Here is a 14,330-nt window from a genome sequence, read left to right as displayed (position 1 = left end):
TCCTTACTTACGGCCTTTACGCTGCTTCTTAGGCTTGTCGCCTTTAGGCTCTACAGCGTTAGCTGCTGGCATACCACCTAGGATTTCACCTTTGAAGATCCAAGTTTTAATGCCGATCACACCGTATTGAGTGTGAGCCGAAGAAGTTGCGTAATCAATGTCAGCACGTAGAGTGTGTAGAGGCACACGGCCTTCACGGTACCACTCTGAACGTGCGATTTCAGCGCCGCCTAGACGACCGCTTACTTCCACTTTGATACCTTTAGCGCCTAGGCGCATAGCGTTTTGTACTGCGCGCTTCATAGCACGACGGAACATAACACGACGCTCTAGCTGAGACGCGATGCTGTCACCAACAAGTTGCGCATCTAGTTCAGGCTTACGTACTTCAGCGATGTTAATTTGCGCTGGTACACCTGCAATTTTAGCTACAGCTGCGCGTAGCTTCTCAACGTCTTCACCTTTCTTACCGATAACAACGCCTGGACGAGCAGTGTGAATAGTCACACGGATGCTCTTAGCAGGACGCTCGATAACGATACGTGATAGAGACGCTTTTTTCAGTTCACTTGTAAGGAACTGACGTACCTTGAAGTCGCCGTCTAGGTTGTCAGCGAAATCTTTGGTGTTAGCAAACCATGTAGCATTCCAAGGCTTAACGATGCCTAGACGAATACCATTTGGATGTACTTTTTGACCCATTGCTTACTCTCCTAGTCTCTAGCGATCTGCTACAACAACAGTGATGTGGCTTGAACGCTTCAAGATACGATCCGCACGACCTTTAGCACGAGGCATAATACGCTTCATGGTTGGGCCTTCATCTACAAAGATTTTTGCGACATTCAGATCGTCAATATCTGCACCTTCGTTGTGCTCCGCGTTAGCGATAGCAGACTCTAGAACTTTCTTAACTAGTGCAGCAGCTTTTTTGTTGCTGAACGTTAGGATTTCTAGAGCTTGGTCAACAGATTTACCACGGATTAGATCCGCAACTAAGCGAGCTTTCTGAGGCGAAATGCGAGCAAAGTTATGTTTAGCAATTGCTTCCATTATTTACTCCTTAGCGCTTCTTAGCTTTCTTATCCGCAGCGTGACCGCGGTAAGTACGTGTTGGTGCGAATTCACCCAGTTTGTGACCGATCATTTCATCAGTTACAAATACTGGTACGTGCTGACGACCATTATGGACAGCGATGGTCAAACCGATCATCGTAGGGATGATCATTGAACGACGGGACCAAGTCTTAATAGGCTTTTTGTCTCCGCTTTCCACCGCTTTCTCTACCTTCTTCAGCAAGTGTAGGTCAATAAAAGGACCTTTCTTGAGAGAACGTGGCATGGCGATTCCTCTTTATATAGATTACTTGTTACGACGACGTACGATGTACTTGTCAGTGCGTTTGTTCTTACGAGTCTTGAAGCCTTTAGTAGGCATACCCCAAGGAGATACTGGGTGACGACCACCAGAAGTACGGCCTTCACCACCACCGTGTGGGTGGTCAATCGGGTTCATTACAACACCACGAACCGTTGGACGGATACCGCGATGACGTGATGCACCTGCTTTACCAAGTTCACGTAGCATGTGCTCAGAGTTACCAACTTCACCGATTGTTGCACGGCCTTCAGAAAGAACTTTGCGCATCTCGCCAGAACGTAGACGGATAGTTACGTACGCACCGTCGCGAGCAACGATTTGAGCGTAAGCACCAGCCGAACGAGCTAGCTGACCACCTTTACCAGGCTTAAGTTCAACGTTATGTACTGTTGAACCTACTGGGATATTACGCATTGGTAGAGTGTTACCAGCTTTGATTGGTGCATCAACACCAGACTGAATAACATCACCAGCTACAACACCTTTAGGTGCTAGGATGTAGCGACGCTCACCGTCTTTGTAAAGAACTAGAGCAATGTTTGCGCTACGGTTTGGATCGTATTCAAGACGCTCAACTGTCGCTGGAATACCATCTTTAGTACGTTTGAAGTCAACTACACGGTAGTGGTGCTTGTGACCACCGCCGATGTGACGTACTGTGATACGACCCTTGTTGTTACGACCACCGTTCTTAGAGTTTTTCTCTAGAAGAGGTGCGTATGGCTTGCCCTTGTGTAGGTCAGCGTTAACAACTTTAACAACGTGACGACGACCAGGGGAAGTCGGCTTACATTTAACAATAGCCATTTTTAACTACTCCTGTTATTCCGCGCCGCCAACGAAGTCAAGATCTTGACCTTCTTTCAAAGTAACGTACGCTTTCTTAACGTCGCTGCGGCGACCTTGGCGTAGACCTTGACGTTTGGTCTTACCCTTAGTGATAAGAGTATTTACAGACTTAACTTCAACTTCAAATAGCTTTTCTACAGCTGCTTTGATCTCTTTTTTAGTCGCATCTTTAGCTACTTTGAAAACGATAGTGTTCGCTTTCTCAGCTGCCATAGTTGCTTTTTCAGAGATGTGCGGTGCACGTAGAACTTTTAGGATACGCTCTTCAGTGATCATGCTAGCATTTCCTCTACTTGCTTAACTGCTTCTGCAGTCATTACAACTTTGTCAAACGCGATTAGAGATACTGGATCGATACCAGCAACATCACGTGCGTCAACTTTGTATAGGTTACGAGCAGCTAGGAATAGATTCTCATCTACTTCGCTAGTCACGATTAGAGCGTCAGTTAGCTCAAGCTCTTTAAGCTTAGCAACTAGCTCTTTAGTCTTTGGTGCTTCAACTGAGAAGTTATCAACAACGATTAGACGCTCTTGACGAACAAGCTCAGAAAGAATGCTCTTCATAGCACCACGGTACATTTTTTTGTTTACTTTTTGGCTGTGATCTTGTGGTTTCGCAGCAAAAGTAACACCACCTGTACGCCAGATTGGGCTACGGATTGTACCAGCACGCGCACGGCCAGTACCTTTTTGACGCCATGGCTTAGCGCCACCGCCAGAAACTTCTGAACGTGTTTTTTGAGCACGAGTACCTTGACGAGCACCTGCTGCGTACGCAACAACTACTTGGTGTACAAGAGCTTCGTTAAACTCACGTCCGAAAGTAGTTTCGGAAACAGTTAGTGCATCGGCACCTTTAACCATTAGTTCCATTACTTACTCCTGAGACGTTATGCTTTAACAGCTGGTTTAACGATCACGTTGCCGCCAGTTGCGCCTGGGACTGCACCTTTAATAAGAAGCAGGTTGCGCTCAGCGTCAACACGTACGATCTCTAGGTTTTGAGTCGTTACACGCTCAGCACCCATGTGACCTGCCATTTTCTTGCCTTTAAATACGCGACCTGGAGTCTGACATTGACCGATAGAACCAGGAGCACGGTGAGACAATGAGTTACCGTGAGTCATATCTTGAGTACGGAAGTTCCAACGCTTAACAGCGCCTTGGAAACCTTTACCCTTAGATGTACCAGTAACGTCTACTTTCTTAGTTTCGTTGAATAGTTCAACAGTTAGTTCTGAACCAACTTCGAACTCTTCGCCGTTTTCTAAACGGAATTCCCAAAGACCGCGACCAGCTTCAACGCCAGCTTTAGCAAAGTGACCTGCTTCAGCTTTGTTTACGCGGTTAGCTTTCTTAGAACCAGCTGTAACCTGGATTGCTGCGTAGCCGTCAGTTTCAAGAGTTTTCACTTGAGAAACACGGTTAGCTTCAACCTCAACAACAGTTACTGGGATAGAAACGCCTTCTTCAGTAAATACGCGGGTCATGCCCACTTTACGACCGATTAGACCAATCATACTTCTAATCTCCCTTAACCTAGGCTAATTTGAACGTCAACGCCCGCAGCAAGGTCTAGACGCATTAGAGCATCAACAGTCTTGTCTGTTGGCTCAACGATGTCGATTAGACGCTTGTGAGTACGGATTTCGTACTGGTCACGTGCTTTCTTGTTAACGTGTGGAGAGATAAGAACTGTGAAACGCTCTTTACGAGTTGGCAGTGGGATTGGACCACGAACCTGTGCGCCAGTGCGCTTAGCTGTTTCAACGATTTCCGCTGTAGAAGCATCGATTAGTTTGTAATCGAAAGCTTTTAGGCGGATACGGATACGTTGGTTCTGCATGAGACAGAGCTCCAAATTTAATAAATTACACAAACAATATCGCCACTCAAACTCGTCAAGACGAGAGAATGCCGATTGATTTATGTGAAACCGTAGCATCCAAGATTAGGACGCATTGTCAGTTAATTTTCGATTAACTATCCCTATATGCCAAAGTCACCTTTGAGGATAGTTTTTCCGAAGAAAAGATAGCTAATTGTATTAACCGCGAACATAAGCTGAGTATACATTACCTCGCAAATCCTTAGATTTGCTCGCTCCTCACTGCTCATTGGTTCACAACTGGCTTAACCAGTGCGCTGCATTATACAGATCACACTTTAGGTTGCAAGCGCTGAGTGAAAAATAATCGGGAATATTCCAAACCCTATACATCCCTCTTCGCTTGGTAGCCATTAAAACAAAAAGGACGCCGAGGCGTCCTTTTCTAAACTGTAATCGTAATAGCGGCTGCTATTATTTCTTACCGCTTGATAGTGCACCGAAACGCTTGTTGAAGCGATCAACACGGCCGCCTGTATCAACGATACGTTGCTTACCAGTGTAGAATGGGTGACACTTGTCACATACGTCTAGGTGGATAGACTCTTTACCTAGAGTAGAGTTGAACTCAAAAGAGTTGCCGCAAGAACAAGTCGCTTTTACTGCTTTGTATTCTGGGTGGATACCAGCTTTCATGGGATAACCTCAATAGTAGGCCGTGTCGCTATACGAATCTAAGCCGCACACCACACGCAATTAATAATAAAATGGGATACCGCATCAACTAATTGCCGAAGCCATATCTCAAGGCGCGATATAGTAAAGAATCACATTGCTCGGATCAACATATTTGGCAACTTTTTCGCCACTTTTTTAGCCAGACTAATCATAGAGGCACGATTCACGCTGAATCACATAGCTTTACTCGAATTTCCATACCGATTTTAATAGACTCTCATTTCCTTTCCCTCTTTTTAATAGCTAAGAATTTATGCGTCCAACCATTGCTAGAGTGGCATTACCCGTTCCGCTCGACAAACAATTTGATTACGCCATTCCGGGGCACCTGTTTCCGATCATTGGTGGACGCGTTTCCGTACCTTTTGGACGCCAAACCTTAGTCGGCATCGTCACCGCCATGGTGAACCACTCCGACTTTCCTAAAGATCAGCTCAAGCCAATCAAAGCGGTATTAGACTCCCAACCGATATGGCCAGAGACGCTTTATTCTCTGCTAAATTGGTGCAGCCAGTTCTATCAGTACCCTCTTGGTGACACTCTACACAATGCAATGCCTGCTGCGCTGAGGAAAGGCAAGCCGGCTGACTTTGCAACGCTACAAGAATGGCAACTGACAGAAGCAGGAAGAAATAAGCTCATGCAAGGGCTTGGACGTGCAGTAAAACAACAGCGTGCACTCCAAATGATGGTCAACGGCCCAATCTCGCATCAAGAACTCTTGGATCAAGAAGTAAACTCAACCATCTTAAAAAACCTCGAAGAAAAAGGTTGGGTCGAGCGCATCGAGAAAAAGCCGACCATTACGAAATGGAGTCAAAATGTAGAGTGTGCGGTTGAGAAACCAAAGCTTAACCATGAACAAGCACTCGCGATTGCCAGCGTAAATAGCCAAACGGGCTTTGCTTGCTATTTATTAGAAGGGGTCACGGGATCCGGTAAAACCGAAGTTTACTTAAACCTTATCAAGCCCGTTCTAGAGCAAGGGAAACAAGCATTAGTTTTAGTACCTGAGATCGGTCTAACGCCCCAAACCATCAACCGCTTTAAACATCGATTTAATGTCCCAGTAGATGTGATTCATTCCGGTTTGAATGAAACAGAGCGTTTGAACGCCTGGTTATCGGCTCGCGATAAAGCCGCGGGGATCATCATTGGTACGCGCTCAGCCCTACTGACACCTTTTGCTGATTTGGGGATTATTATCGTTGATGAAGAGCATGACTCCTCTTATAAGCAACAAGACAGCTTGCGTTACCACGCTCGTGATGTTGCTGTCATGCGCGCCCATAAAGAGCAAGTGCCGATTGTCCTTGGCTCAGCGACGCCAGCGTTAGAAACCCTACATAATGCGCTGTCTGGTAAATATCACCATTTAACACTCACCCAACGAGCTGGCTCTGCCGTGCCAACCACCAATAAAGTGTTAGATGTAAAAGGTCAGTATTTAGAAAGTGGCTTATCCGCCCAACTGATTGCCGAAATGCGCAAACACTTAAAAATGGGCAATCAGGTTATGTTGTTTCTTAACCGCCGAGGTTTCTCGCCCGCTTTGATGTGCCATGAATGTGGTTGGATTGCAGAATGTAAACGCTGTGATGCGTACTATACGTTCCACCATTACAGCAACGAAATACGCTGCCATCACTGCGGCTCACAACAACCTGTCATTCATCAGTGTCAGGGATGTGGTTCAACTCAACTGGTTACCGTCGGCGTAGGAACGGAACAGCTCGAACAACAATTGGCTCAGTTGTTTCCAGAATACAAAGCCATTCGCATCGACAGAGACAGCACACGTCGCAAAGGTAGCTTGGAAGATGCCCTTGAATCGATTCGTAAAGGTGAATACCAAATACTGATAGGCACTCAAATGCTGGCTAAGGGGCACCACTTTCCAAATGTAACGCTCGTTGCTCTTTTGGATGTTGATGGCTCTTTGTATAGTAGTGATTTTCGCGCTTCGGAGCGATTAGCTCAGCTGTTTATTCAGGTCGCAGGTCGTGCTGGCCGAGCAAGTAAACCTGGCGAAGTGATCCTGCAAACTCACCATCCTGAGCACAGCTTGCTGCAAGCCCTACTTCAAAAAGACTATCGTCACTTTGCTATGACAGCTCTGGAAGAACGCAAACTGGCTCAGCTTCCGCCTTATAGTTTCTTGACTCTGTTTAAAGCAGAAGCAAACCAAAGTGAAGTGGTTGAAGACTTCTTACGTCAGGTTCGCTTTACCTTAGAATCGCACCCTTTATTTGACGACACTTGCATGGTGCTGGGTCCAACACCATCACCTCTCGCCAAACGCGCAGGCAAATACCGCTGGCAGCTGTTACTTCAAACCCAGCATCGTTCATTGATGCAAAAGTTATTAACCAGTGCCAAACCTGCTATTGAGTTGTTGCCAAATGCCAAGAAAGTTCGCTGGAATTTAGACATAGAGCCACAAGATCTCAGCTAGCAAACGTTTAACTATGTAATGAATTACCATTTAATGTGACGGGCATCACGACGGGATTGCAATTTTTGTTAAACAGACCGTAACTTTCACTTTAGAAATGAATAGACTATCCAAATTAGAAAAGTCTAAAGTGACTTGTTCGCACAGGCTTAGATTAAAACAATGACTATTCCCACAAATTGATGTCGCAGTGAAGAATCCATTTTTCCACTTGTTAACACGAACTGAGCGAAGAGCAAACGCTGCTCTAACTCAGCGTGATTACTATGATTTCAAACCGGAATAACGTCATCTTGGCAAAAAATAAACGAGAGGTTAAAAACTATGGCGACAATGAAGGATGTTGCCCAGCTTGCGGGAGTGTCTACGGCTACGGTATCTCGAGCATTAATGAACCCAGAGAAGGTCTCTTCTTCAACGAGAAAAAGAGTAGAAGATGCCGTACTTGAAGCGGGTTATTCTCCAAACTCATTAGCGCGTAACTTACGTAGAAACGAATCAAAAACCATTGTCACTATCGTTCCCGACATCTGTGATCCTTATTTTTCTGAAATTATTCGCGGCATTGAAGATGCTGCCATGGAACATGGCTATCTAGTCCTGCTGGGCGATAGCGGACAACAGAAGAAACGCGAAAGTTCTTTCGTTAACCTCGTATTTACTAAGCAGGCGGATGGAATGCTACTGCTTGGCACAGATCTACCGTTCGATGTCAGTAAGCCAGAACAAAAGAACTTACCTCCGATGGTAATGGCGTGTGAATTTGCGCCAGAGTTAGAACTTCCAACAGTACATATTGATAACCTGACCTCAGCATTTGAAGCGGTGAATTACCTAACCCAACTAGGTCATAAACGCATCGCGCAAATCTCGGGTCCAGATACGGCAATATTGTGTCAGTTCCGCCAGCAAGGTTATCAACAAGCCTTGCGCCGTGCAGGCATCAATAAAGACCCTCAATATAGTGTCATTACTGAGTTCTCTTTTGATGGCGGAGCAAAAGCCGTTCGTAAACTGCTCGAATTACCTGAGCCACCAACAGCTATTTTCTGTCACTGTGACACAATGGCCATCGGCGCAATTCAAGAAGCGAAAAAGCTTGGCTTACGAGTACCGCAAGATCTCTCTGTTGTGGGCTTTGATGACATTAACTTCGCTCAGTACTGCGATCCACCGTTGACCACCATCTCTCAGCCTCGCTATGAGATTGGTCGACAAGCAATGCTAATGATGCTCGAGATGTTAAAAGGCCACGACGTGCATTCAGGCTCGCGTTTGCTTGAAACTAACCTCGTCATTCGCGGAAGCGCAGCGCCACCACAGCGCCCTTAACCTAAAAATTAAGTATCCATATCCAAAGCGGTGCTGAGGCGCCGCTTTTTATTTGCCCCTCCTGCTTTTTGTGTATCCCTGAATAAATATAAGCGAGAACGGAAACACACTCCTACACTCGGGCGTTGTCGCGCTTTAGCTATCAAGATTCTATCAATAGGGTGTTTTCTCAACTCGTTCTGGATTAACATATTTGCAAGAATCCTTGATGACCAGAAATAACCGTGGCAAATAGAGATTATGTAAGACGGGGGCGAGGCGCCCCAAAAAAGTCGACAAAAAAACAGCCGCCGAGAAGAAAAAAGCCTTGGCGTAGTGGCCTGCTCGCTGTCTTGCTCGTGGGTGGTTTTGGCTATGGTCTTTACCTTTTGAGTAGCGACCCAGAACCTAAACAACCAGTCGTGAAGCAGCCAACAACCACTGTAAGCAAACCAAAGCCGAAAAAAGACTTGCCACCACCACCAGAAGAAAAATGGGAATATGTTGAGTCACTACCGAAACGTGAAGTTGAAGTTGTGGCCAAAGAAATTGAAGTTTCTAAAATTCCTTACATCATGCAATGTGGTGCTTACAAAACCCAGGCGCAAGCAGAAGAGCGTAAGCTTGCAATCGCGTTCCAAGGGATGTCGAGCAAGATTCGTAAGAAAGAAGGCAGCTCATGGTATCGCGTGGTGCTAGGTCCGTATAAGTTCAAACGTGATGCAGAACGTGACCGTCATAAACTGCAACGCGCGAAAATCGAGCCATGTGCGATTTGGAAAGAAAATCTTTAAACTCAGGCCCTAGGAGCTAAGATCCTAGGGCCTTTCTTTTTGCCCCCTTGAATCCCTATTTCCCCTCCCCCATATACTGAATTAAATCCAAAGAGAAATAATCAAGAGGTCGACTGTGACTACCATTGTATCTGTACGTCGAAATAATAAAGTCGTCATCGCGGGTGATGGCCAAGTATCTCTAGGCAATACCGTAATGAAAGGTAATGCGCGCAAAGTTCGCCGCCTATATAACAACCAAGTACTAGCGGGCTTTGCTGGCGGCACTGCAGATGCCTTCACCCTTTTTGAGCGCTTCGAAAGCAAGCTGCAAATGCACCAAGGCCACCTAACTAAGGCTGCGGTTGAGCTAGCCAAAGACTGGCGTAGCGATCGTGCTCTGCGCAAGCTCGAAGCCTTGCTTGCCGTTGCCGACGAAACCGCATCGTTAATCATTACCGGTAATGGTGATGTCGTACAGCCAGAACACGACCTGATTGCGATTGGCTCTGGTGGTGCTTACGCACAAGCTGCAGCAACCGCCCTACTAGAAAACACAGATCTAGATGCTCGTGAGATCGCGGAAAAAGCCCTCAACATCGCGGGTGATATTTGTGTCTTCACCAACCACCACCACACAGTAGAAGAGCTAGACTCAACGGTAGAGCCTGAAAAACCAACCGCGTAATCGTAACGAAGTAAGGAAAGAATATGTCTGAAATGACGCCTCGCGAAATCGTTCATGAATTGAACCGCCACATTATCGGTCAAGAAAAAGCCAAGCGTTCGGTTGCGATTGCACTTCGTAACCGCTGGCGCCGTATGCAGCTTGAAGAAAGCTTGCGCGCCGAAGTGACGCCAAAAAACATTTTGATGATTGGTCCTACTGGTGTTGGTAAGACTGAAATCGCACGCCGCCTAGCAAAACTGGCAAATGCACCATTCATCAAAGTTGAAGCGACAAAATTCACCGAAGTGGGTTACGTTGGTAAAGAAGTTGAAACCATCATCCGTGACCTGACTGATGTCGCGGTAAAAATGACGCATCAACAAGCGATGGAAAAAGTAAAATTCCGCGCTGAAGAGCAAGCGGAAGAACGCATTCTTGATGCGCTACTGCCACCAGCACGTGATAGCTGGGGTCAAGCAGAGCAAACGGAAGAGTCTTCTCACACTCGCCAGATTTTCCGTAAAAAATTGCGTGAAGGCCAGCTAGACGATAAAGAAATTGAAATCGACGTAGCCGCACCGCAAATGGGCGTAGAGATCATGGCGCCCCCAGGTATGGAAGAGATGACAAATCAGCTGCAAGGCATGTTCCAAAACCTAGCTGGCGATACTAAGAAAAAGCGTAAGCTGAAAATCAAAGACGCGATGAAAGCGCTAGCGGAAGAAGAAGCGGCGAAATTGGTTAACCAAGAAGAGCTAAAAGAAGCTGCGATTTTCAACGTTGAAAACAACGGCATCGTATTTATCGATGAGATCGACAAGATCTGTAAACGCGGTGAGAGCTCAGGCCCAGACGTTTCACGCGAAGGTGTTCAGCGCGATCTACTTCCATTGATTGAAGGCAGCACGGTATCAACCAAGCACGGCATGGTAAAAACAGACCACATTCTGTTTGTTGCATCTGGTGCATTCCAAGTGGCAAAACCATCTGACTTGATCCCAGAATTGCAAGGTCGTCTACCAATTCGCGTTGAGCTAGAAGCACTAAGCAGCAACGACTTCAAACGCATTCTGACAGAGCCAAAAGCCTCTCTAACAGAGCAGTACGTTGCGTTGATGAAAACGGAAGATGTGGACATCGAGTTCACAGAAGATGGCATCACGCAAATTGCGGAAGCGGCATGGACGGTCAACGAAAGCACAGAAAACATCGGTGCTCGTCGCTTACACACCGTTATGGAACGCTTAATGGATGAAATCTCTTACGACGCGGCGGAGCAATCTGGCGCGAAGTTTGTTATTGATGCCGCTTATGTGAAAGAGCGCCTAGGCGACACGATTGAAGATGAAGATCTAAGCCGCTTTATTCTTTAATCGTAATCTATCCCACCAAAGCCCAGAGCCTTGTTTCTGGGCTTTTTGTTTAGAATGACGATTACTGTGACAACACCTAAATCAATAGGTCTGGCCATTCTAGCGAGCTCAGGCGAGGCTAAGAATCTGGTAACAGCACACCCTATTCTTTCCCACTAACCTTAACCACCACAATCGGATGATAGATTCTGAATCACACTCGTTCCTCGTTGTTCAGAATGACGGTTACTTTGACAACATCTAAATCAAAAGATCTCGTCATTCTAAGGGTTCTCATCGAGACTAAGAATCTAGTAACAGCACACCCTATTCTTTCCCACTAACCTTAACCACCACACAATCGGATGATAGATTCTGAACCACCTCGTTCCTCGTTATTCAGAATGACGGTTACTTTGACAACAGCTAAATCAAAAGGCCTGGTCATTCTAGCGAGCTCAAGCGAGACTAAGAATCTGCTAACAGCAGACGCCTATTCTTTCCAGCTCACCTTAAACACCGCACAATCGGACGATAGATTCTGAATTACACTCGTTCCTCGTTGTTCAGAATGACGGTTACTTTGACAACAGCTAAATCAAAAGATCTAGTCATTCTAGCGAGCTCCAGCGAGACTAAGAATCTGCTAACAGCAAACGCCTATTCTTACGAACTCACCTTAACCACCGCTCAATAGGACGATAGATTCTGAATCACACTCGTTCCTCGTTGTTCAGAATGGCGGTGACTTTGACAACATCTAAATCAAAAGAGCTCGTCATTCTAGCGAGCTCCAGCGAGACTAAGAATCTAATAGCAGCGTTTTCCGTACCCTCCACTTTCCCAAAAGAGTGCTATTTTATCGCCTCAAATATCGAAACTGCTTTCCTTCTCCTTCACCCTTTGACTTTTAGTTGAGTTGTTTTAGGTCAATAGCGTATCTGCCTCTTTGTGCTTATACTGGGCACATTGGTTACTAGCACGAAATTTCCATGAAACAATCTCTACAGATCTGGCTTGAAGCCGCTCGCCCAAAAACACTACCTCTGGCGTTAGTCTCTATCTTAACGGGTAGCGTACTCGCCTACTCGGCGGGTCATTTTTCACTGACAATTGCCATCATGGCTTTCGTAACCGCGACGTTGCTGCAAATTCTATCCAACCTGGCGAACGACTATGGTGATGCCGTTCAAGGTACAGATAACGACAAACGCCTTGGCCCATTACGAGCGATGCAGTCTGGCGCGGTAAGTGCGAAACAAATGAAACAGGCGATTATCTTTAACATCGTTCTGACCGCCATTTCTGGCTTAGTGTTAGTTTTCTATTCACTAAGCTCACTAGAAAGCATTGTCACTTTTATCGGGCTGGGAATTTTGGCCATTCTCGCAGCCATTGCTTATACCATGGGTAGCAAACCATACGGTTACGTGGGGCTTGGCGATATTTCAGTTTTCTTGTTTTTTGGTCTACTCGGCGTATCCGGTACCTATTTCTTACATACTGGTCACGTAGATACCACGCTATTCTTACCTGCTCTAGGCTGCGGTTTACTCGCCGTCGCAGTACTCAACATCAACAATATGCGTGATATCGAGAACGACCGAGAGTGTGGTAAACGCACAGTCGCAGTGCGTTTGGGTCAACGCAAAGCCAAGCAGTATCACTTTGTTTTACTTGGCGGTGCTATTCTTGCCTTTGCGGCTTACTTGTTAATTCAAGACAAACCCGTTTGGATTAGCTTGCCATTTTTACTTAGTATTTATTTCGTGGCCGATCATGGTAAAGCGGTTTGGCATACACAAAAGCCCGCTCAGATAGCACCAATGATGCCAGTCATCGTGAAATGCTCTTTAGTCACCAACGTTTTGTTTGCAACAATTGTGGTAGCTCAAACTCTAGTAAGTTAAAAAAGGATTGTCATTGCATTGACTTAATGCCTAGATATACTCAAAGACAACCAATTTCTGTTTAGAAAGGTACGCTATGGAATACAATACCTCAGCACTCTGTGATATCTACCTCGATCAGGTAGATGTGGTTGAACCAATGTTCAGTAATTTTGGCGGTCGCGCTTCATTTGCCGGGCAAATCACCACCATCAAGTGTTTTGAAGATAATTCGTTGATCCGCGAGACATTAGAGCAAGATGGACTTGGTCGCGTTTTGTTAATTGACGGTGGCGGTTCCCTACGTAAAGCCCTTATCGATGCAGAAATCGCAACTATTGCGGAAGAAAACGAGTGGGAAGGCATTGTCGTTTACGGCTGTGTTCGTGAAGTAGATGAACTTGAAGATATGAACTTAGGCATTCAAGCCCTCGCTTCTATTCCTGTTGGAGCGACCAGCCAGGGTATCGGCGAATTAGATGTACCAGTCAACTTTGGCGGCGTCAGCTTCTTACCTGAAGATTATATTTATGCTGATAGCACTGGGATCATCCTGTCGCCTGAGCCATTGAATATTGATTTAGAGTTGGATGAAGAAGAATAAGAGTCTTAGGTACCTAAGTTATAGGACCTTCTCTTGGCTATCAGAATCGAGCTTGTCCTAACGATTTTCAACTTGCCCAAAACACAAACACCCGCTTAACGCGGGTGTTTTTAATTTGGAATGAAGAAGCCGAATTATTCCACTTCGTCCATTTTGCCAAGTAGTGCACGAATGCGCTCTTGCCATTGCGCGTGCTCTTGTTGTGCTTGCTGTGCTTTTTGCTCTAGCTCTTCACGTTGAGAGCGAAGCTCGTTCGCTTCTTCCGCAAGTTTTGCTTTATCTTCTTTCAGCTCTTCGACTTCCATCTGAAGAAGAGTGATTGTGTCAACTGCAGTTTGAATTTTAGATTCTAGTTGTTCTAGTACTTCAAAAGACATCTTGGCCTACCTATGTTATTCCGTTGGGACGATGTGCGAGATTGATGCACACCTAACCTATATAAGGTTCATTCTACTCAGCGTCGCGATGAGAAACACTC

Annotated in this window: 17 protein-coding genes; 7 read left to right on the top strand and 10 right to left on the bottom strand. The window is 45.8% G+C overall.

The genetic code is table 11. The annotated features are described in order from the left end of the window. Positions 1–3: 3 nt before the first annotated feature. From rpsC to rpmE, 9 genes are all read right to left on the bottom strand, one after another. On the bottom strand, positions 4–702 hold the full coding sequence (gene rpsC / locus B7360_RS03360) for a 30S ribosomal protein S3 (protein WP_005383161.1): 699 nt from the start codon (positions 700–702) through the stop codon (positions 4–6). Positions 703–720: 18 nt separating this feature from the next. Next, positions 721–1,053, bottom strand: coding sequence for a 50S ribosomal protein L22 (gene rplV / locus B7360_RS03355; protein ID WP_005383164.1), 333 nt, complete (start codon positions 1,051–1,053; stop codon positions 721–723). 10 nt (positions 1,054–1,063) lie between these two features. After that, complete coding sequence (rpsS, locus tag B7360_RS03350; RefSeq protein ID WP_004394525.1) at positions 1,064–1,342, bottom strand: 30S ribosomal protein S19; 279 nt, start codon at positions 1,340–1,342, stop codon at positions 1,064–1,066. A gap of 21 nt (positions 1,343–1,363) precedes the next feature. Further along, positions 1,364–2,188, bottom strand: a complete 825-nt coding sequence (gene rplB, locus B7360_RS03345; protein ID WP_005383168.1) for a 50S ribosomal protein L2 — start codon at positions 2,186–2,188, stop codon at positions 1,364–1,366. Positions 2,189–2,203: 15 nt separating this feature from the next. After that, positions 2,204–2,506 carry a 50S ribosomal protein L23 gene (rplW, locus tag B7360_RS03340; protein ID WP_004398471.1) on the bottom strand — a complete coding sequence of 101 codons (303 nt, stop codon included), beginning with the start codon at positions 2,504–2,506 and terminating at the stop codon, positions 2,204–2,206. Continuing rightward, positions 2,503–3,105, bottom strand: a complete 603-nt coding sequence (gene rplD, locus B7360_RS03335; protein WP_005379556.1) for a 50S ribosomal protein L4 — start codon at positions 3,103–3,105, stop codon at positions 2,503–2,505. The genes rplW and rplD overlap by 4 nt, the downstream gene beginning before the upstream one ends. A 17-nt stretch (positions 3,106–3,122) precedes the next feature. Next, on the bottom strand, positions 3,123–3,752 hold the full coding sequence (gene rplC / locus B7360_RS03330; protein WP_005379555.1) for a 50S ribosomal protein L3: 630 nt from the start codon (positions 3,750–3,752) through the stop codon (positions 3,123–3,125). Positions 3,753–3,766: 14 nt separating this feature from the next. After that, positions 3,767–4,078 (bottom strand): 30S ribosomal protein S10, encoded by a 312-nt coding sequence (gene rpsJ / locus B7360_RS03325; RefSeq protein ID WP_004410492.1) that lies wholly within the window; start codon positions 4,076–4,078, stop codon positions 3,767–3,769. A 456-nt stretch (positions 4,079–4,534) separates the two neighbouring features. Next, positions 4,535–4,756 (bottom strand): 50S ribosomal protein L31, encoded by a 222-nt coding sequence (gene rpmE, locus B7360_RS03320; RefSeq protein WP_005379546.1) that lies wholly within the window; start codon positions 4,754–4,756, stop codon positions 4,535–4,537. Positions 4,757–5,051: 295 nt separating this feature from the next. On the opposite strand from rpmE, the gene priA reads away from it, so the two are divergent. The 7 genes from priA to rraA all read left to right on the top strand — a co-directional run bounded on the left by priA (position 5,052) and on the right by rraA (position 13,852). Continuing rightward, positions 5,052–7,253, top strand: a complete 2,202-nt coding sequence (priA, locus tag B7360_RS03315) for a primosomal protein N' (RefSeq protein ID WP_085342724.1) — start codon at positions 5,052–5,054, stop codon at positions 7,251–7,253. 303 nt (positions 7,254–7,556) lie between these two features. Further along, a complete protein-coding gene (gene cytR, locus B7360_RS03310; RefSeq protein ID WP_254901949.1) occupies positions 7,557–8,585 on the top strand; it encodes a DNA-binding transcriptional regulator CytR in 1,029 nt (342 codons plus the stop codon). A 224-nt stretch (positions 8,586–8,809) separates the two neighbouring features. Next, positions 8,810–9,358: a cell division protein FtsN gene (gene ftsN, locus B7360_RS03305; RefSeq protein ID WP_047009018.1), complete on the top strand. Its 549-nt coding sequence runs from the start codon at positions 8,810–8,812 to the stop codon at positions 9,356–9,358. A gap of 115 nt (positions 9,359–9,473) precedes the next feature. After that, complete coding sequence (gene hslV, locus B7360_RS03300; RefSeq protein WP_005383176.1) at positions 9,474–10,025, top strand: ATP-dependent protease subunit HslV; 552 nt, start codon at positions 9,474–9,476, stop codon at positions 10,023–10,025. Between the two features lie 23 nt (positions 10,026–10,048). Further along, on the top strand, positions 10,049–11,380 hold the full coding sequence (gene hslU / locus B7360_RS03295) for an HslU--HslV peptidase ATPase subunit (protein WP_006742475.1): 1,332 nt from the start codon (positions 10,049–10,051) through the stop codon (positions 11,378–11,380). Positions 11,381–12,351: 971 nt separating this feature from the next. Further along, positions 12,352–13,269 (top strand): 1,4-dihydroxy-2-naphthoate polyprenyltransferase, encoded by a 918-nt coding sequence (locus tag B7360_RS03290; RefSeq protein WP_005397953.1) that lies wholly within the window; start codon positions 12,352–12,354, stop codon positions 13,267–13,269. A 76-nt stretch (positions 13,270–13,345) separates the two neighbouring features. Beyond that, entirely contained in the window at positions 13,346–13,852 is a 507-nt protein-coding gene (gene rraA / locus B7360_RS03285; protein WP_005397954.1) for a ribonuclease E activity regulator RraA, read from the top strand. 134 nt (positions 13,853–13,986) lie between these two features. Here rraA and zapB read toward each other — a convergent pair whose 3' ends face one another. Continuing rightward, complete coding sequence (gene zapB / locus B7360_RS03280) at positions 13,987–14,229, bottom strand: cell division protein ZapB (RefSeq protein ID WP_005379536.1); 243 nt, start codon at positions 14,227–14,229, stop codon at positions 13,987–13,989. Positions 14,230–14,330 lie beyond the last annotated feature (101 nt).

It is taken from the genome of Vibrio sp. ArtGut-C1 (assembly GCF_002105475.1).
Classification (GTDB): Bacteria; Pseudomonadota; Gammaproteobacteria; order Enterobacterales; family Vibrionaceae; genus Vibrio; species Vibrio diabolicus.
Note: the sequence above shows the minus strand (reverse complement) of the source record. Positions and strands in the feature narration are given on the sequence as shown.